This window comes from Sinomonas sp. P10A9 (assembly GCF_041022165.1).
GTDB lineage: Bacteria > Actinomycetota > Actinomycetes > Actinomycetales > Micrococcaceae > Sinomonas > Sinomonas puerhi.
On record NZ_CP163302.1, the window covers coordinates 2,860,138 to 2,877,494 of the forward strand.

The window sequence follows — 17,357 nt, forward strand, 5'->3', positions numbered from 1 at the left end:
ACTGCGGCGCCGCGCGACTGGCTAGGGTGATGGCATGGACACCACTCTCCCTGCGGAACTGTTCGGAAACGGCGTGATCGCGGCGCCGATGGCGGGGGGCCCGAGCAGCCCCGAACTCGCCGCTGCCGTGGGCCGGGCAGGTGGGCTCGGCTTCCTCGCGGGCGGCCTCAAGGCGCCGGAGGCCCTCGAGGCGGAGCTCGCGACGCTCGACGGTGCAAGCGTTGACCGGAGCGTTGGGTTACGCCCCTTCGGCGTCAACCTCTTCGTGCCCAACACCGACGACATCGATCGCAACGCCGTCCTGGCCTACCGGGACCGCCTTCAGCCGGAGGCCTCGTCCGTCGGCGCCGCCGTTCCGGAGCCGAGATGGGCGGACGACGACGCGTTCCCGGCGAAGCTTGATCTCCTCCTCACGCGCCCGCCCGCCGTCGTCTCCTTCACCTTCGGCACGCCGCGCTGGGACACGGTTGCAGCGTTGCGCCGGGCGGGGTCGTTCGTCATCCAGACGGTCACGGGGGCCGAGGAGGCCACCGTCGCCGCGGCGCTGGGCGTCGATGCCCTCGTAGTCCAGCACCCCGACGCCGGCGGGCATTCCGCGGCCTTCCTCGGGCTGCCCGCGTTCGCTGGCACGCTGCCCCAGCTCGTCGACGCGGTCCGCGGCGTCGTCGACCTCCCACTGATCGCGGCAGGCGGGATCGGATCGCCGGACGACGCCGCTGCCGCCCGCGCGGCGGGTGCGGCGGCCGTCCAGGTGGGCACGGCCTTCCTGCGCACGCCGGAGGCCGGGACCAATCCTGTGCACCGGGCGGCCCTCGCCTCTCCGGACTTCACCCGGACGGCGCAGACCAGGGCCTTCTCCGGGCGCTGGGCACGGGGCCTGGAGAACGGGTTCATGCGCCGTCTGGCCGACGCCCCCGCAGGCTATCCGGTGATCCACCACCTCACGGCGCCCCTGCGCGCCGCGTCGGTCAGGGCAGGCAGCCCCGACCGCACGAGCCTCTGGGCGGGGACCGCGTGGGGCGCGGCCCGCGAAGAACCGGCGGCGGACGTCGTGGGCCGCTTCGCCGGCTGATGCACCGCTCGCGATCGGCTGCTGGTGTGAGGATCGTGCCGGGTCTCCGTGTCAGTGGCCGAACGCGGTGTTGGTGGCCGAACGTGGCGTTGGCGTCAGTGGCCGAACTTCTCCGGATCGGCCGCGTCCGGCCCCTTGCCGTCGAGGCCATCGAACGCCGCGATCTCCGCAGCCGTGAGGTCGAAGCCGAAGACGTCGAGGTTCTCGGCGAGCCGGCCAGGGTGCGAGGACTTCGGGATCGCGACGACTCCCTGCTGCGTGTGCCAGCGCAGCACCGCCTGGGCGGGGGTCACCCCGTGCGCCTCGGCCGCGGCCACCACGACGGCCTCGGACAGGAGGTCCTGACCGCGCCCAATCGGGGTGTAGGCCTCGGTCACAGTGGCGTGTCCCGCGTTGAACGCGCGGGCCTCGGGCTTGACCCAGTAGGGGCTCACCTGGAGCTGGTCCACATCGGGTGCCACCCCGGTCGCATCGATGAGCCGTGCAGCATGCGTAGGGTAGAAGTTGGAGACCCCGATCGAACGGACCTTCCCCTCGGCGCGCAGCCGGATGAGGCCTTCCCAGGCCTGGACGTACGTGTCCTGGTCCGGGTTGGGCCAGTGGATGAGGAACAGGTCGAGGTAGTCGACGCCGAGCTTGCGGACGGCGTTCTCCCAGGCAGTGTGCACCCCCTCGGCGCTGTGCCATTCGCGGTTGAACTTAGTGGTGATGAAGAGGTCCTCACGCGGTACCCCCGAGCGGCGAAGGCCCTCGCCGACGCCCGCCTCGTTGCCGTAGTTCTCGGCCGTGTCGACGTGGCGGTAGCCAAGTTCGACGGCGGTTGCGACGACGTCGGCCGCCGCAGCGTCATCGAGCGGCCACGTGCCGAGGCCGATCTGGGGGACGGAGTGGCCCGACGCGAGCTTGATCAACGGTGCAGTTGTCATGGGGCCAGCCTAGGACCAGGGACCGACTGACCTCTCCCCATGACGCGACCGTGACCCCACACCCCGCCGCCAGAGACCCCACAACACCGTGCCAGAGACCCCACAACCGGGGGCCGGCTAGCGGCCGAACGCGTCGGCGAGCAGGCCGGCGTCGAGCGCCAGGATGTGCTCGCGGAACATACGCACCTGCGGCGGCTCCCCGACGATCTTGGGCCACACCAGCCCGATCTCCCGGAACGCGCCGTCGTCCTCGAGCGCAAGTTCGGCCCACCCGAGCCCCGTGCTCTGCAGCGTCGATCCGTAGACTGCGCCGTGCCCGGCACTCGAGGGCGGAACGAGGGCCACGCCGAGCCCTGCGGACACGAGCCCGAGAAGCGTGCGCGAATCCTGCCCGGAGAACGCGATGTCCGGCGTGAATCCGGCATCGCGGCCGAGCCTGTCCAGGATGCTGCGCATCCCGAACCCCCGCTCGAGCGCCACGAACGGCTCCCCGGAAACCTCCGCGAGCCGCACAGCCCCGCGGTGCGCGAGCCGGTGCCCAGCCGGGACGGCGAGCCGCACGGGCTGCACGTGCAGGGTTGCACTGTCGACGTCCCGCGTCGGCACGGGGAGCGGCGAGACGATGGACAGGTCCACACGCCCTTCGGCAAGCGCATCGAGGCAGCTCTGGCGCGACCCCTGGATGAGCTCGAAGCGCACCTCTGGATACTCGGCGCGGAAGCCGCTCACGAAGACGGGCACAGCTGATTCTCCGAAGGTCATCTGGAAGCTCAGCCGCACGACACCGCGAGCCTGGTGCTCGCGCTCGTGGAGCGCATCGAGGCCATGCTGGAGCTCCTCGAGGGCCGTGCGGACCGCGGGCAGGAGCTGCTCGGCCGCCGGGGTGAGCCGGATCCCCCGCCCCTCCTTCCGCACGAGTTCAGCGCCTACGACGACGGCCGCGCGGGCGAGCGCTCGGCTCACCGTGGGCTGGGGAACCCCCAGGAGCTCCGCGGCCGCGGTGACGTGGCGCGTCTGACCGACGGCGTCCAGCACTGGCAGCAGCGGCAGAAGTCTGGCCAGCTCCCCGTGGAGCGGGGCCGGTATGGCTGACGGCACGGCCATATCACTTCCCTTCGCAACCCATACAATTCCGTTATATGTTCTCATAAAGAGTGCATTGGACGCATGCATTGAGACTTTCCTAGGCTGGAGGGCATGAGCATCGCCCCCGAGACCGCAACCGCCAGCGTCCGCTGGGAGGGCCATGCGCGGGGCAGCCGAGGCTACAGACGACTCCTCGCGGCGCTCGCCTTCGCAGGCGTCGCGACGTTCGCCCAGCTGTACTCCCCCCAGGCTCTCCTTCCGCGGCTCTCCTCCGAGCTCGGCATCGATCCGGCGAGGGCGGCCCTCACGGTCTCGCTGGCCACGATCGGCCTGGCCGTCGCGGTGCTCCCCTGGTCCTTCGTCGCTGACAGGATCGGGCGTGTCGGTGCGATGCGCGCGGGAATCGTCGCCGCGACCGGTCTGGGCCTCGCCGGTCCGTTCGCCCCCACTTTCGAGGCGCTCCTGGCGCTGAGGTTCTTCGAAGGAGTCGCGCTCGGTGCCGTGCCGGCGATCGCGATCGCATACCTCAGCGAGGAGGTCACCCGCACCCACGCCGCGATCGCCGCGGGGACGTACATCGCGGGCACAACGGTGGGCGGGCTCGCCGGCCGGCTCGTCTCCGGTCCGCTCGCCGACATCGTGGGCTGGCGGCTCGCGGTCCTTGCCGTCTCGGTCCTCGGCGCGGCCGCGGCCGCCGCGTTCATCGCGCTCGCTCCCAAGGCACGGGGATTCTCCCCGGCGGCGCGAACGCCCGGCGGGGTCCGGGGCGCGGCGGGCACTGTGGCCCGCAGGCTCGCGGCCCAGCTGCGCAACGGCCGCCTCCTCATGCTCTACGCCCAGGCCTTCCTCCTCATGGGCTCGTTCGTGGCGGTATACAACTACCTTGCCTTCCGGCTCGAGGCCGCGCCGTTCTGGCTGCCGGCGAGCCTCGCGAGCCTCGTGTTCATCGCGTACCTCTCGGGGACCTTCAGCTCGGGCTTCGCCGCGAGTCTCAGCAGCCGCTACGGGCGCAGGACCGTCGTCGTGGCGAGCACCGTCGCGATGGCAGCGGGCGCCGTGGTCATGGTCGCGGATTCGCTGGCCGCTGTGCTGATCGGGCTGCTCGTGTTCACAGCAGGGTTCTTCGCCGCACACGGCATCGCCTCGGGCTGGACGGGCGCGATCGCCGCTTCGGGCCGCGCCCAGGCCGCGTCGCTGTACAACCTTGGCTACTACGGCGGATCGAGCCTGCTCGGCTGGGCGGGCGGCCTCGTCTTCCACACGTGGGGCTGGTCGGCGCTCGTCCTGGGCGTGGCCTCCATCGCGCTCACGACGGCGGCCGCCTCCTGGGCCGCGCACCGCCCCGCGCGCTGAGGTTCTCCTCGAGGGGCCACCGCGGCAGGACCGCGGTGGGTGCTCCACGCGAGCCGAACGCCTCGGCGACCACGCGACGTCGCACGTCACGCACGCCGAGGGCCGGACGAGAGCCGCGCGGCTCGCATATCATGGGGGTCGCCCACCAAGGAGGAATCCGTGACGATCCCGAGCACCGGCCGACCGCAGGCCGCCGCCGGCGCCCACCCTCCGGGAGGGGAACCGCTCGACGAGGTGGACCGCCGGATCCTGGCGGCGCTCGTGGAGGACGCGCGCATCACCAACAAGCAGCTCTCCGAGATCGTCGGGATCGCCCCGTCGACGGCGCTCATGCGCACGCGCGCACTCTCGGAGCGCGGCATCATCACGGGCTTCGAGGCGAAGGTGGACCTCGCTGCGGTGGGCCGCAACGTCCAGGCGCTCATCTCGGTGCGCCTGCGCGCCCACGACCGCGACCAGATCGACTCGTTCACGGCGCGCGTCCCCCAGCTGCCCGGGGTGCTCGCGACGTTCCACACGTCCGGCGCGGTGGACTACCTCCTGCACATCGCGGTGGGCAGTACCGAGGAACTGCGCGACTGGGTCCTGGACAACCTCGCGACCGACCCGGTAGTTGGCCACACGGAGACCACGCTCGTGTTCGAGCGCATCCCCGGCCCGGGCCCGCTGCCAGCCTGAGGAGGCCGGCCAATGGCACCCAGCAGCCGGCGGACGGACTGCTGATCGGCATCCTCCCGCTCCGACCGCCCCGACGGCCCCGGTACGGCGCGAACGGCCCGGAAGGGCGCGGACTCACCGGATCCAGTGGTGCAGGCCGAGCGGCTCGGCGAACCGCGCATCGGCGCGGCGCTCTTCGGCCCGGGCGAGACGAGCGAGGTCCATCCGCGGACTTCTGGGCCGCCGCTCCCGGGGCCGCTCCGCCCAGTCGACCAGCGTCAGGCCGATCCGGTAGGCGAGGATGTCGAGGCGCCCGCGAGCGTGCGAGGGCGTGCTTGGACGGGTGAGGACGGTGCTGCTCATGGCTTCTCCTCGGGCTGAGTGGCCGCGCCGGTGGTCCGTCCGGCGGCAAGCGGGAAGGCGTTGAGGTGGATCTGTACGGGACGGGCTCCCGCGAGTTCGCCCCGATTGCGGATCTCGTTCACGAGGTCCATGGCAAAGGCCTCGAGGCGCTCCGAGACCTCGGCGAGCTGCGCGGCGGTGAGCCTGATGTTGGTGGTGCTGACGGTCGCGGCCTCCGACCACTCTCGAGACTCCTGGAGCCAACCGTGGTCCATGAAGTCGGCGAGCGCGGCAGCCCGACGGTACTCGAACTCTCGGCTCACGAGCTGGGCGGCCTCGGACGTGGCGGGATTGTCCGCGAGCTCACGCGTGACGATCTGGAGACTCCCCCGGGGACGGTCCCACCAGCGCTCCCGTGCGGACCCGCGACCCTCGACCTCGCGCAGGAAGTCGTGCTTCGCGAGCTGACGAAGGTGATAGCTCGTTGAACCCGTGGATTCGCCGAGGATCTCAGCGAGCGTGCCGGAGGTCTGCGGACCGAGCTGGGAGATGATGTCGAGGATCCGCACCCTCAGCGGATGGGCGAGGGCCTTGAGTGACGCGACGTCAACTGTCCGCCGCGGCTCCGGGGTCGGTGTGGATTCCATACCCCGAAGGTACGCTTGCAAAGAATTCTTTGCAATAGACTATTTGCAACAGGTTCTTTGCAATGACTTCTTTGCAGCGTTCGCTGTGCGGTGGGGCCACCAACTGGTGTCGGGAGCGCGCAGCCGCCCCGACCCTATGCCCCGGCCGCCCGCGGGGCCCGCAGCGCGAACAGAGCCAAAGCGCCGAATGCAAGCGAGCATGCCAACAGGAAGATGGGAGCGGCTACGCCCAGCCCCACCGCGCCCGCGAGCGCGCCGAGCCCCAGCACCGGCACCGCGCTGCCGAGGTACGTCACGACATAGAGGAGGCTGACGGTCTGCGCGTGCCGTTCGGCCGGCACCGATGAGGCCACGGCATCGAACCCGGCACGGAACGCCACTCCCTGGCCTGCGCCAGCCACGGCGCTGGCGAGGATGAGCGCGGCCGCGCTCCCCGCCGTCGTGCCCCACGCGAGCACGCCCACGGAGACCGCGAGGGCGGTCAGGCCCAGCACTGAGTCCCGTCGCGCACGACGGCGCCCGCCCGGCACGAGCAGCTGGCTCGCCGCAGACGCCGCGAGGGTCAGCCCCGCGAGCGCACCGAGCGCCGCCGGGGTGCCGAGGCCCAGGACCCGGGCGAAGACGGCCGGCGAGAGCGCAAGCTGGTAGCCGAACAGGGCGAAGCTGAGGAATCCCGTTGCAGCGGCGAGCCAGAACGTCCGCCGTGCCTGTCCGGCCAGCACCGCGCCGCGGAGGCTGCGCGGGGCGAGCAGCCTCGCGGGTCTCACCCCGGTGCGCACAAGTCCGGCGGGCAGGAGTGCGGCCGGGCGCGCGCGGACGAGGACGAGCGGCACCAGGAGTACTGCGAGCAGCAGGGCGTGCACGGCGAACGGGACCGCCGGTCCGCCGGGAAGCACAGCGAGGGCGCCACCGAGGACGGGGCCCAGGGCAACGCCGCCCGAGGAGGCGAGCAGCGTGAACCGGGAGGCCCACTCTGGCCGCTGCGGCAGCAGTTCGCGCAGGGCCGCGGCGCACGCCCCCGTGGCCAGGCCGACTGCCATGCCCTGAAGCACCCTCCCCCCGCAGAGCGCCGGGAGCGAACCGGCGGATGCGAAGACCGCACTCCCGGCCAGTCCGAGAATGACCGCGAGCACCATGGCCGCACGGCGCCCCACGTAGTCGGACCAATGGCCTGCCGTCACGAGCACCCCCACGAGCGCCAGGACGTAGCTCGCGAAGGCCATCGTGGTGCCGAGGCTTCCGTAGCCGAGACGCTCCTGCAGGCCCGCATACAGCGGCGTGGCGAGGTTCGCACCGACCAGGAGCAGGAACATCACAGCGCCGGAGAGGACGAGGCGCACGGTGCGCGAGGCGTCCCATCCGGGGCGGGCTGCGGCCGGCGCGTGCATGCGAAGCTCGGCGATGACGGTCATGCCGCCATTTTCGCGAGGCGTCGTCCCCAGTAGTCATCTCTACCCCTACTGATTGATCATGGTGATCAGAGATGCCCTGAGAACTGACCTAGGAGTGATCAATGAGCACCACGCTGGACGCCACGGACCTGAGACTCCTGTGTGCCCTCGTCGAGGACCCGCGCGCGCAGATCGCCGAACTCGCGGCCCGCGTCGGCGTCGCCCGCAATACGGTGCAGAGCCGGCTGAAGCGCCTCGAACGCGCCGAGGTGCTGCGCGGGAGCGGTCGGGATGTGGACCTCGAGGCGCTGGGCTACGACGTCGTCGCGTTCATCACCCTCGAGGTGGTGCACCGGGACCTCGACGCCGTCGTGGCCGGGCTGCGCCGCATCCCCACGGTGCTCGAGGCCTATGAGATCTCGGGCCGCGGAGACATCTGGTGCCGCCTTGTCGCGGCAGACACCCACGAGCTCCAGGCTGCCCTGCGCCAGGTGCTGCGCATCAAGGGGGTCATCCGCTCCGAGACGGTCCTCGCCCTGCATGCGCACGTCGCGTATCGCGCCGATGCACTCCTACGCCGCGCCGCGGAGGTGGCGGCAGCACCGCCGTCGGCCCCGACGCCCCGATAATGGGGCGGTGATCATCGACAACGCCGTATACCTCGACGGCCGCCGCGTCGCCGCCCCGGAGTCCCTCGAGCAGACCTTCGAGACCCTCGATGCCACGGGCGGGAGCATGGCGTGGATCGGGCTGTACCGCCCGTCCACCGAGGAGATGGCCGAGGTGGCCCACGAGTTCGGCCTGCATGATCTCGCCGTCGAGGACGCCATCAAGGCCCACCAGCGCCCCAAGATGGAGCGCTACGACGACATGATGTTCACCGTGCTTCGCCCCGCCCGCTACATCGACGAGTCCGAGACAGTGGAGTTCGGCGAGCTCCACATCTTCACGGGTGCGAACTACGTGGTGACCATCCGCCACGCCGAGACAGCGGGCGTGGGCCTCGTCAGGAAGCGGCTCGAAGCGGATCCCGAGTTGCTGGCGCGCGGTCCCGAGTCGGTGCTGTACGCGCTCCTGGACCGCGTTGTGGACGACTACGAGCCCGTCGTCGGGGGCCTTGAGAACGACATCGACGAGATCGAGGACCAGCTCTTCGCCAACGACCCATCGGTGTCGCGGCGCATCTACGAGCTCACCCGCGAGGTCCTGCAGTTCCAGCGCGCGGTCCACCCTCTCAAGCGGATGATCGAGAGCATCGAGGGCGGGTTCCTGAAGCATCGGGTCGACATCGAACTCCAGCGCAGCCTCCGGGACGTCCACGACCACCTCGAGCAGACCGTCTCGCGCGCCGATGCCTTCCGAGACATCCTCCAGAATGCCCTCGTCCTGGACGGCACCCTGACTGCCAATCGGCACAACGAGACCAGTCTGGCCCAGAACGAGCAGGTCAAGCGGATCTCCTCGTGGGCCGCGATCTTCTTCGCCCCGAGCCTTGTTGCGGGGATCTACGGCATGAACTTCCACAACATGCCCGAGCTCGATTGGGACTACGGGTACCCCTACGGGCTCGCCCTCATGGTCGTCGCGGGCTTCATCCTCTGGCTCATCTTCAAACGGAAGCAGTGGCTCTGACGGGAGCCCGCGCGCGCCTGAGCGGAGCCGGTTGGGGCAGGCTCGAAAGACGGCCCACCTCTCCGGGCCACGACGCACGACGGCGGGCTGCCGCGGCCCGGCGAGGACGGCTAGGCTGGCGCCATGACTGCCCAGTCGTCAATGACAGTGACCGTCACGGGAGCAGCCGGCCAGATCGGCTACGCGCTCCTGTTCCGCATCGCGAGCGGGGCCATGCTCGGACCGGACACCCGGGTCCGGCTCCGGCTGCTCGAGATCCCCGCGGCCGTGCGCGCGGCAGAGGGGACCGCGCTTGAGCTCTCGGACTGCGCCTTCGCCCCGCTGGACTCCGTGGACGTGACAGACCGCGCGACCAGCGCGTTCGACGGCGCGGACGTGGCTCTCCTCGTCGGCGCGAGGCCGCGGAGCGCCGGCATGGAGCGCGGCGACCTGCTCGAGGCCAACGCCGGCATCTTCGGGCCCCAGGGGCGGGCCATCAACGACCATGCGGCGGACGGCGTGCGCGTCCTCGTCGTCGGCAATCCGGCGAACACCAACGCACTCATCGCGGCGGCGAATGCGCCCGACGTTCCGCGCGACCGGTTCACTGCCATGACGCGCCTCGACCACAACCGGGCCGTTGCCCAGCTCGCGGCGAAGCTGGGCTGCCGGACCGCGGACGTTGAGGGCGTGACGATCTGGGGCAACCACTCCGCGAGCCAGTACCCGGACGTCACCAACGCGACGGCGGGCGGGCAGCCGGTGTCCTCCCTCGTGGACGAGGCGTGGCTCGAGTCCGAGTTCATCCCGCGGGTGGCCAAGCGTGGCGCAGAGATCATCGACGTCCGCGGAGCATCTTCCGCGGCCTCGGCCGCGAGCGCCGCCATCGACCACGTGCGGGACTGGGTTCACGGCACGCCGGGCCGGTGGACGTCCGCCGGCGTGGTCTCAGACGGTTCCTACGGCGTTCCCGAGGGTCTCGTGAGCTCGTTCCCGGTACAGGCAGTGGACGGCCGCTGGGAGATCATGCAGGGCCTCGACGTGCCCGACTTCTCGCGGCGTCGCATCGAAGCTTCGGTGGCAGAGCTCGAGGCCGAGAGGGACGCCGTGCGGGTACTCGGGCTTCTGGGCTGAGCCAATGGGCCTTCAGACCCTGACACAGGGGATTCGCTGCTCCTAGCATGGGAAACGTGGGCACGGCCCCGCCGAAAGGAACGGTTCGATGACCAGCCAACAGCCTCCCTATGCGGCCGGCAGTCCGGTCCACCCGCTCGAACTCCCGTACTACGGCGCGCCGCCGGTCGAGGCGTTCACACGAGTATGGAAGAAGTACGCAGTATTCGCCGGGCGCGCGAGCCGCAGCGAATACTGGTGGTGGGCACTCGCGTCCGCCATAGTGTCCGCCGTGCTGAACGCCATCAGCCCGACCGTGGTCAACGGGCAGACCACGGGATCGAGTGTGCTCGGTGGGCTCTGGTTCCTCGTCAGCGTGGTGCCCTCGCTGGCGGTTGCGGCCCGCCGCCTCCACGACGTGAACGCCAGCGCGTGGCTCCTGCTGCTCGCCCTCATCCCCGTGCTCGGCTGGATTGCCCTGATCGTGATGCTTGCCCAGCGCGAGAATCCGATGGGGCAGCGCTTCGATCGGTATCCGGGCAAGCCCGTGGCCCCATATCAGCAGCAGGGGTATCCGCCGTACCAGCAGCCACCGTATCCGCCGTACCAGCAGCCGCCTTATCCCCCTCAGCAGCCGCCGACCGCACCACCCCCGCCCCCGCCGGGCGCGGGGCCGACGCCCTAGGCCGAGGAGGGCTGGGCAGCCGTCACCGGCGCCCAACGAAAACAGGGTCCCAGTCAAAGACTGGAACCCTGTTTTCTTTTGCCCTGACAAGGGCAGACGTGGAGCCTAGGGTGTGTGATGTCAGGACATCGTTGACGCATGTGGCGGGACATCGTTGACAGGTGACAGTGGACTGCTGTGGCGGGACATCGTTGACGCCTTCCGGCATGTCGCGGGACATCGTTGACACCTCGCCCATTGGGCTTCTGCCATGTCGAAGAACAAGGTCATCGTCCTCGCAGTCCTGGAGGGTGGGATGTCCAAGGCCGAAGCAGCCCGCCGGTACGGCATCAGCCGCCAATGGGTCCACCAACTCATCGCCCGCCACGCAGCCGAAGGAGAGGCCGGCCTCGAGGCCCGCTCCCGGCGGCCCCGCACCAGCCCGCAGCAGACGCCGGCCAACGTTCAGGAGAGGATCCTGGTCCTACGCGCCGACCTGCAGGCCAAGGGCCTGGACTCCGGGGCCGAGACCATCGCTGCCCATCTCGGACGCGAGGGCCTCCCGGTGCCCGCGAGCACCACCATCCACCGCATCCTCCGGGCCGCCGGCGCGGTCGCCCCCGAACCCCACAAGCGTCCCAAGTCCTCCCTGCGACGCTTCGCCGCGGCCCAGCCCAACGAGACCTGGCAGTCCGACTTCACCCACTGGCACCTGGCCGACGGCACCGACACCGAGATCATCGACTTCCTCGACGACCACTCCCGCTGCCTGCTCCACCTCACCGCCCACCCCAGGACGACCGGCGCCATCGTCGTGGACGCCTTCCTGGACACCGCACAGGAACACGGCCTGCCCGCCAGCACCCTGACCGACAACGGCATGGTCTACACCACCCGCCTGGCCGGCGGGAAAGGCGGCCGCAACGCCTTCGAGACCCTCATCGCAGGGCTCGGGATCACGCAGAAGAACGGATCCCCCGGCCACCCCCAGACCCAGGGCAAGATCGAGCGCTTCCACCAGACCCTGAAGAAATGGCTCCACAGCCAGCCTCCGGCCCAGACCATCGAGGACCTGAACGACCAGCTCACCAGATTCCGCCACGTCTACAACCACGAACGCCCCCACCGCGCGCTCGGCAGGCACACACCCGCCGAGGCCTACGCCCAGACCCCCAAGGCCGGCCCCGCGGCCGCCGCCCAGGGGGCACACTTCCGGGTCAGGGTTGACCGCGTCGACGCCGACGGCAAGGTCACCCTCCGCCACGCGGGACGCCTCCGTCACCTCGGCATCGGCCGCGCCCACAGGCACAAACGCCTCATCCTGCTCGTCCACGACGCCGAGGCCACCGCCATCGAGCACGGCACCGGCGAGATCCTCGCCGAGTTCACCATCAATCCCACCCGCGGCTACCAGCCCAAAAAACAGAACACCCCCGGTCCGAAGACCGGGGGTGTCAACGATGTCCCGCCACATCCGTAAAGGATGTCCCGCTACATCACAGACGTGGAGCCTAGGGGATTCGAACCCCTGACCTCTTCGATGCGAACGAAGCGCTCTACCAACTGAGCTAAGACCCCTCGGTGCGGGAACAACGTTACTGGGGCGCTGCCCAAAATCAAAATCGGAGACCGCCCCCAGCAGCCCCTCGGACCGGTGCGATAACGGCCTTCTCGTGCGGAGGAGAGAAGCCACAGTTCGGGCGTGCCGAAGCGTCTTGAAGCTCATTCCGGCGCATCCGGCGGGAACTAGGCGCGGCGGCGCTGGAGCACTTCGTCGAGGTTGCCGAGGGCACCCGCACGGCCCGCGGGGCGGGGTGCAAGAGCGGGGACCCCGGGAACCGTCCCAGGCTCCGGACCCTCGGCCCTTGGCTTGAGGGTTGGGTGTCCTTGGGGCTGCGGATCGGCCGGGACCTCGAGCGGGGCCGGCTCTGGGCGTTCGGCCTTTGCCGCCTCGAGGTACGAAGGCTTGGGCACCTCGACCGGATCCCACGCGGCTTCGCCCTCGCCGCTGGCCTTGGCCGCCTCGTCGGCAGTGGCCTGGGATGCCTTGGCAACCTCGAGCGCGATCGCGCGCAGTTCCTCGCGGCTCATGGCCCGCGGGGCAGGTTCTGGCTCGCGCCCGGCGTCGAAGACTTCCGCCGGAGCCCGCGGTGACGGTGGAGGGCTCGGGTCCACGGCATTGGCCGTCATGGCCTCGCGGAAGGCGTCGTCGACACGCCGCTTCCTGTCGCGCAACGCGAGCGTCCGCAGGATCGCCACGGAACCCACCGCTGCGGCCGCGCACACCGCGGGAATCCAGCCGGGAACGCCGAGAAGCATGAGGGCGAGCGTCACGGCAGTGGCGAGCAGCGCGGCGAGCCCTCCGAGGGCAACACCGAGACGCCCCCAACGGATCCGGAGCCGCGGCGGGATCGGCGCGGACGGCACCTTCGGATCGGACTGATCGGACGACGCCGCGCTGGCTGCCTGAGACTTCGGCCCTGCCTCGGCGGAGGGACGGCCCGGGCTCCCGCCTCCGGTCGCTGCCGAGTGGCCCGCGGGGGCGCTCGCGCCGTCATCAATCGGGTCGACGTCGGCAGAGTCCATCAGCAGGGAGGCCTCCCCCGCTGCACGCGCCGAACGGCGCCGGCGCATGAGGTACGGCGCAACCCACAGCAGCCACACGAGCACGGCAGCGCCGAGCACCGTTGAACTGCTGAGGGCAACATCCATACCTGAAACCGTAGGAGGATCCCCGGGACGGGACCCGGATTAGCGTCGGTGTGTCGCGAGAACCGCCGAGTCGGGTGACGAACGCCATGCCAAGCACCGCGCGGCGTCGTGCCTATCGACTCTGCAGCTATCAGCGCGTGGCGAGCCACCGGCCGAGCAGCCCTTCCGCAGGGACTTCCTCGGCCGTCAGCGCGAAGGACTCGTGATCCGCCCAGGCACCGTTGATGTGCAGGTAGCGCGGGCGGAGGCCCTCGTAGCGGAAACCGAGCTTCTCGACGACCCGCAGGCTCGGCGCGTTCTCCGGTCGGATGTTGATCTCCATGCGATGGAGACCCATCTCACGGAAGCAATGGTCGGTCGTCAGCGCCACGGCTGTGGGGGCGATCCCCCGCCCTGCATGCTCCCGGTCCACCCAGTATCCGAGCGTTGCCATGAGCGCCGAGCCCCACACGATCGAGGACACCGTGAGTTGGCCGACGATGGGCGACGACCGCTGGTGGGGGTCGTCGAGGGTCACCACGAAGGGCAGCGCCGAGCCCTCCCGGGCCTGGCGCGTGAGGGAGCGGACCATGTCGCGAAACGTCGGCAAAGCCCCTCCGGGCTGCGGATTCGAGGCCTCCCAGGGTTCGAGCCAATCGCGGTTGCGGGCCCGCACCGCCATCCACTCCGCCCGGTCCGGCATGCGCAGGGGTCGCAGCGCGAGGTCCCCGGAGCGCAGAGTCACGGGCCACAGACCCGATGCCCACATCCTCGGCTCAGGCGTGCGAGGAGGGGGCTTCCGCCCCGTTGGCCACGAAGTCCGCCAGCCACGAACGCAGATCGGCGCCGAACTCGTCACGCTGCACGGCGAGTGTGACGACGGCCTTGAGGTACGAGAGCTTGTCGCCCGTGTCGTAGCGGCGCCCGCGGAAGACGACGCCGTACACGCCGCCTCCCTCGCCCTCACGCCGGGCGAGGGTCTGGAGCGCATCGGTGAGCTGGATCTCACCGCCGCGGCCAGCCTCAGTGTGGTGCAGCACCTCGAACACCGCCGGGTGGAGCACATAGCGGCCGATGATCGCAAGGTTGCTCGGGGCGTCCGCAGGCTCAGGCTTCTCGACGAGCCCGTGGACCTGGACGTAGCTCTCCCCGGCGACCTCGGTCACATCCGCGCAGCCGTAGGCCGAGATCTGCTCTCGGGGCACCTCCATGAGCGCCACGACGGAACCGCCGGTGGCCTGCTGTACACGGATCATGTCACTGAGGAGTTCGTCCCGCTCATCGATGAGGTCGTCGCCCAGGAGCACGGCAAAGGGTTCGTTCCCGACATGCCGCTCCGCGCAGAGGACTGCGTGGCCAAGTCCCTTCGGGTCGCCCTGGCGGACGTAGTGGATGTCGCCGAGGTTGTTCGATTCCTGGATGGCGGCGAGCTTCTTGCTGTCGCCCTTGGCCTCAAGGGTCGCCTCGAGCGACGGCACACGGTCGAAGTGGTCCTCGAGCGCCCGCTTGTTGCGACCGGTGATCATCAGGATGTCATCGATGCCCACCGACACGGCCTCTTCGACCACATACTGGATCGCGGGCTTGTCGACGACGGGCAGCATTTCCTTAGGCATGGCCTTGGTCACCGGGAGGAACCGGGTGCCGAGACCGGCAACGGGAATGACGGCTTTCCTGACAGCAGAAGTAGACACGAGGCTCACTCTATACGAGAGCTATCCCGCCGCGACGCACCCGGCACTAGAGTCGACCGCATGGACCTCGCCGAGCTCAAGTCCGCGCTGCGCGCCCAGCTATGGGAGTCACGCCGATCCCTCGCCGCCTCGGACATAGCCTCGGCCGCCGCTGGGATCGCGGACCACGGGCTCGCGTGGATACACGCCAATGTCCCCCAGAGCGCGCTCGTGACGGCGTATCTCGGCGTCGGCTCGGAGCCGCCCACGCTTGCCCTCATCGAAGCGCTCCATGGCGCGGGGTACCGCGTTCTTCTGCCGGTCTGCCTGCCGGAACGCCAGCTCGGATGGGTCGAATGGCATCCTGGGATCGACTTCGCGCGCAGCCGCTATGCGCCCGTCCAGGAACCCGTAGGCCCGCTCATCTCCTCCGAGGACGCGCTCAGGGGAGGCGACGGGCGGCCAGGCGTCGCCGCCGTCCTGTTGCCCGCAACGGCGCTCGATACCGACGGACGCCGACTCGGGCAGGGCGGCGGCTACTACGACCGCTTCCTCGCCCGGGTGGACGCCTTGGGCGCCCGGCTCCCCACTGCCGCTGTGGTGTACGACGGCGAGGTGTTCACCGCCGGCGCGGTCCCGGCCGACCGTCTGGATCGCCGCGTGGGTACCGCCGTCACGCCGGGAGGGCTGCGGCCTCTAGGCAGCGTGGCGGACGACGTCCGGAGTGGTGAAATCCCGCGGTAAGGGCCCGGCAAGGTGTCGTCGGGGTCAATGGTGTCGGCTCCGCACCGGTCGCCCGAGTAGCGGCCGGAATAGTCCTTGGGGTCCGCCTGTTAGAATTAGCAGTCGGGGGTTGTGACTGCCAGCGCGGCACGGTGCCAACGGTGCCGCCGCGGGAAGGCCGCCACGCTGGGCGTGGTACCGGGCAGAGAGCAGCCTGCCCTGTCCAGCGAGGAGTTTCTGTGCCCACGTATGCCTATGCCTGCAAGGACTGCCACCACGCATTCGATGCCGTGCAGTCGTTCAGTGATGCGTCCCTGACGGTCTGCCCTGAGTGCGGCGGGACGCTTCGCAAGAAGTTCAACAGCGTCGGCGTGGTCTTCAAGGGCAGTGGGTTCTACCGGACCGACTCCCGCAGCGGCGGCAGCACCGTTCCCGCGTCGACGGGCGCGAAGGAGACGGCCCCGAAGGACTCAAGCTCCAAGGACTCGGGCTCAAAGGTTCCTGCAGCGGCTCCCGCGCCTGTCTCGAGCTGACACCAGCCACCACGTTCTGCTCCGGGCCGCATTCTCGACCTTCGCCGAGCCAGTCCTCCTCCACAGATACACGCTTGGGCGTGTCGTCCACATAGCGCCACCGGGCGCGGTCAGGCGCTTGCTTGAGGCCTAGCTTGGCGGACATGAGCCGCTCCGCGTCGCCTCCGTTACGCCGCCCTCAGGCCCCCCGCGGGTGGGAACCCGCCCGGCGAAGCCCGTTACGCCGCTTCATCGACCGCCGTCGCCGCACTCTCGCTGCCGCCCTCCTGTGCCTCGGCGCGGGGGCGGCCGTCTATCAGCTCACGCCGCCGTCGGCCGCTCTGGTGCCCGTTGCGGTGGCCGCCCGCGACCTTGCCGGCGGCACAACCGTCTCCTCCGGAGACCTCCGCATCGCGCGGCTCCCTGCCGAGGCCGTTCCACAGCGTGCCGAGGCCGAGGTGTCGAAGATCGTCGGGCAGAGGCTCGCCGGGCCGCTGCGCAGCGGAGAGGTGCTCACGGACGCCGCCGTCGTCGGACCCGGCCTCCTCGCCGGCACCGGTCCCGGCACCAGCGCCGTACCCGTGCGGATGGCAGATCCGGCTTCCCTCCAGCTGCTCAGCCCCGGCCAACTCGTGGATCTCGTCCTGAGTGCCGAAACCGGCAGCGCTGCCAACACGGCCAGCGCGAGCACAACCCTTGCCTCACGGGTTCCTGTGCTCTGGACCGGGAAATCCGGAGGCTCCGGCCAAGCTGGAACCTGGCTGGGCTCCGCGCAGGACTCGGAGGGCCTGCTCGTCGTCGGGGCATCCCCGGAGCAGGCCCTCCGGATAGCCGGAGCCTCCACGCGGGGCAAAGTCTTCTTCATGCTCGTGGAGACGGGGCCCCGATGAGGATAC

The 17,357-nt window shown here is 70.3% G+C and carries 19 protein-coding genes and 1 tRNA gene; 11 read left to right on the forward strand and 9 right to left on the reverse strand.

Features of this window, described 5'->3' with window-relative positions; genetic code table 11:
• Nucleotides 1–34 precede the first annotated feature (34 nt).
• Nucleotides 35–1,072, forward strand: coding sequence for a nitronate monooxygenase (locus AB5L97_RS13050; protein WP_369044983.1), 1,038 nt, complete (start codon nucleotides 35–37; stop codon nucleotides 1,070–1,072).
• A gap of 95 nt (nucleotides 1,073–1,167) precedes the next feature.
• Here AB5L97_RS13050 and AB5L97_RS13055 read toward each other — a convergent pair whose 3' ends face one another.
• Entirely contained in the window at nucleotides 1,168–1,998 is an 831-nt protein-coding gene (locus tag AB5L97_RS13055; protein ID WP_369044984.1) for an aldo/keto reductase, read from the reverse strand.
• 117 nt (nucleotides 1,999–2,115) lie between these two features.
• Nucleotides 2,116–3,102 (reverse strand): LysR substrate-binding domain-containing protein, encoded by a 987-nt coding sequence (locus tag AB5L97_RS13060; RefSeq protein ID WP_369044985.1) that lies wholly within the window; start codon nucleotides 3,100–3,102, stop codon nucleotides 2,116–2,118.
• Between the two features lie 93 nt (nucleotides 3,103–3,195).
• Here AB5L97_RS13060 and AB5L97_RS13065 point away from each other — a divergent pair, with 93 nt between their 5' ends.
• Nucleotides 3,196–4,437 carry an MFS transporter gene (locus tag AB5L97_RS13065; RefSeq protein WP_369044986.1) on the forward strand — a complete coding sequence of 414 codons (1,242 nt, stop codon included), beginning with the start codon at nucleotides 3,196–3,198 and terminating at the stop codon, nucleotides 4,435–4,437.
• Nucleotides 4,438–4,596: 159 nt separating this feature from the next.
• On the forward strand, nucleotides 4,597–5,115 hold the full coding sequence (locus AB5L97_RS13070) for an Lrp/AsnC family transcriptional regulator (protein WP_374049278.1): 519 nt from the start codon (nucleotides 4,597–4,599) through the stop codon (nucleotides 5,113–5,115).
• Nucleotides 5,116–5,229: 114 nt separating this feature from the next.
• Here the strand turns inward: AB5L97_RS13070 and AB5L97_RS13075 are convergent, their stop codons facing one another.
• From AB5L97_RS13075 to AB5L97_RS13085, 3 genes are all read right to left on the reverse strand, one after another.
• A complete protein-coding gene (locus tag AB5L97_RS13075) occupies nucleotides 5,230–5,457 on the reverse strand; it encodes a hypothetical protein (RefSeq protein WP_369044987.1) in 228 nt (75 codons plus the stop codon).
• On the reverse strand, nucleotides 5,454–6,083 hold the full coding sequence (locus AB5L97_RS13080; RefSeq protein WP_369044988.1) for a helix-turn-helix domain-containing protein: 630 nt from the start codon (nucleotides 6,081–6,083) through the stop codon (nucleotides 5,454–5,456). Before AB5L97_RS13080 ends, AB5L97_RS13075 begins: the two co-directional genes overlap by 4 nt.
• 134 nt (nucleotides 6,084–6,217) lie before the next feature.
• Nucleotides 6,218–7,495 carry an MFS transporter gene (locus tag AB5L97_RS13085; protein WP_369044989.1) on the reverse strand — a complete coding sequence of 426 codons (1,278 nt, stop codon included), beginning with the start codon at nucleotides 7,493–7,495 and terminating at the stop codon, nucleotides 6,218–6,220.
• A gap of 101 nt (nucleotides 7,496–7,596) precedes the next feature.
• On the opposite strand from AB5L97_RS13085, the gene AB5L97_RS13090 reads away from it, so the two are divergent.
• The 5 genes from AB5L97_RS13090 (at nucleotide 7,597) to AB5L97_RS13110 (ending at nucleotide 12,342) form a co-directional block, all read left to right on the forward strand.
• Entirely contained in the window at nucleotides 7,597–8,103 is a 507-nt protein-coding gene (locus tag AB5L97_RS13090) for an Lrp/AsnC family transcriptional regulator (RefSeq protein WP_369044990.1), read from the forward strand.
• 7 nt (nucleotides 8,104–8,110) lie between these two features.
• Complete coding sequence (corA, locus tag AB5L97_RS13095; RefSeq protein ID WP_307958023.1) at nucleotides 8,111–9,106, forward strand: magnesium/cobalt transporter CorA; 996 nt, start codon at nucleotides 8,111–8,113, stop codon at nucleotides 9,104–9,106.
• 123 nt (nucleotides 9,107–9,229) lie between these two features.
• Entirely contained in the window at nucleotides 9,230–10,219 is a 990-nt protein-coding gene (locus AB5L97_RS13100; protein ID WP_369044991.1) for a malate dehydrogenase, read from the forward strand.
• Between the two features lie 88 nt (nucleotides 10,220–10,307).
• Nucleotides 10,308–10,883 carry a DUF805 domain-containing protein gene (locus AB5L97_RS13105; RefSeq protein ID WP_369044992.1) on the forward strand — a complete coding sequence of 192 codons (576 nt, stop codon included), beginning with the start codon at nucleotides 10,308–10,310 and terminating at the stop codon, nucleotides 10,881–10,883.
• 250 nt (nucleotides 10,884–11,133) lie between these two features.
• Complete coding sequence (locus AB5L97_RS13110) at nucleotides 11,134–12,342, forward strand: IS481 family transposase (protein WP_369044993.1); 1,209 nt, start codon at nucleotides 11,134–11,136, stop codon at nucleotides 12,340–12,342.
• A gap of 25 nt (nucleotides 12,343–12,367) precedes the next feature.
• Here the strand turns inward: AB5L97_RS13110 and AB5L97_RS13115 are convergent.
• The 4 genes from AB5L97_RS13115 to galU all read right to left on the reverse strand — a co-directional run bounded on the left by AB5L97_RS13115 (nucleotide 12,368) and on the right by galU (nucleotide 15,247).
• A tRNA-Ala gene (locus tag AB5L97_RS13115) sits at nucleotides 12,368–12,440 on the reverse strand.
• A 168-nt stretch (nucleotides 12,441–12,608) separates the two neighbouring features.
• Nucleotides 12,609–13,574, reverse strand: a complete 966-nt coding sequence (locus AB5L97_RS13120; protein WP_369044994.1) for a hypothetical protein — start codon at nucleotides 13,572–13,574, stop codon at nucleotides 12,609–12,611.
• A gap of 130 nt (nucleotides 13,575–13,704) precedes the next feature.
• Nucleotides 13,705–14,322 (reverse strand): GNAT family N-acetyltransferase, encoded by a 618-nt coding sequence (locus AB5L97_RS13125; RefSeq protein ID WP_307958027.1) that lies wholly within the window; start codon nucleotides 14,320–14,322, stop codon nucleotides 13,705–13,707.
• A 7-nt stretch (nucleotides 14,323–14,329) separates the two neighbouring features.
• Entirely contained in the window at nucleotides 14,330–15,247 is a 918-nt protein-coding gene (galU, locus tag AB5L97_RS13130; RefSeq protein WP_307958028.1) for a UTP--glucose-1-phosphate uridylyltransferase GalU, read from the reverse strand.
• A 60-nt stretch (nucleotides 15,248–15,307) separates the two neighbouring features.
• Here galU and AB5L97_RS13135 point away from each other — a divergent pair, with 60 nt between their 5' ends.
• The 3 genes from AB5L97_RS13135 to AB5L97_RS13145 all read left to right on the forward strand — a co-directional run bounded on the left by AB5L97_RS13135 (nucleotide 15,308) and on the right by AB5L97_RS13145 (nucleotide 17,351).
• Nucleotides 15,308–15,970, forward strand: coding sequence for a 5-formyltetrahydrofolate cyclo-ligase (locus tag AB5L97_RS13135; RefSeq protein WP_369044995.1), 663 nt, complete (start codon nucleotides 15,308–15,310; stop codon nucleotides 15,968–15,970).
• Between the two features lie 218 nt (nucleotides 15,971–16,188).
• A complete protein-coding gene (locus tag AB5L97_RS13140; RefSeq protein WP_307958030.1) occupies nucleotides 16,189–16,482 on the forward strand; it encodes an FmdB family zinc ribbon protein in 294 nt (97 codons plus the stop codon).
• Between the two features lie 143 nt (nucleotides 16,483–16,625).
• Nucleotides 16,626–17,351, forward strand: a complete 726-nt coding sequence (locus AB5L97_RS13145; protein ID WP_369044996.1) for an RcpC/CpaB family pilus assembly protein — start codon at nucleotides 16,626–16,628, stop codon at nucleotides 17,349–17,351.
• Nucleotides 17,352–17,357: the final 6 nt, after the last annotated feature.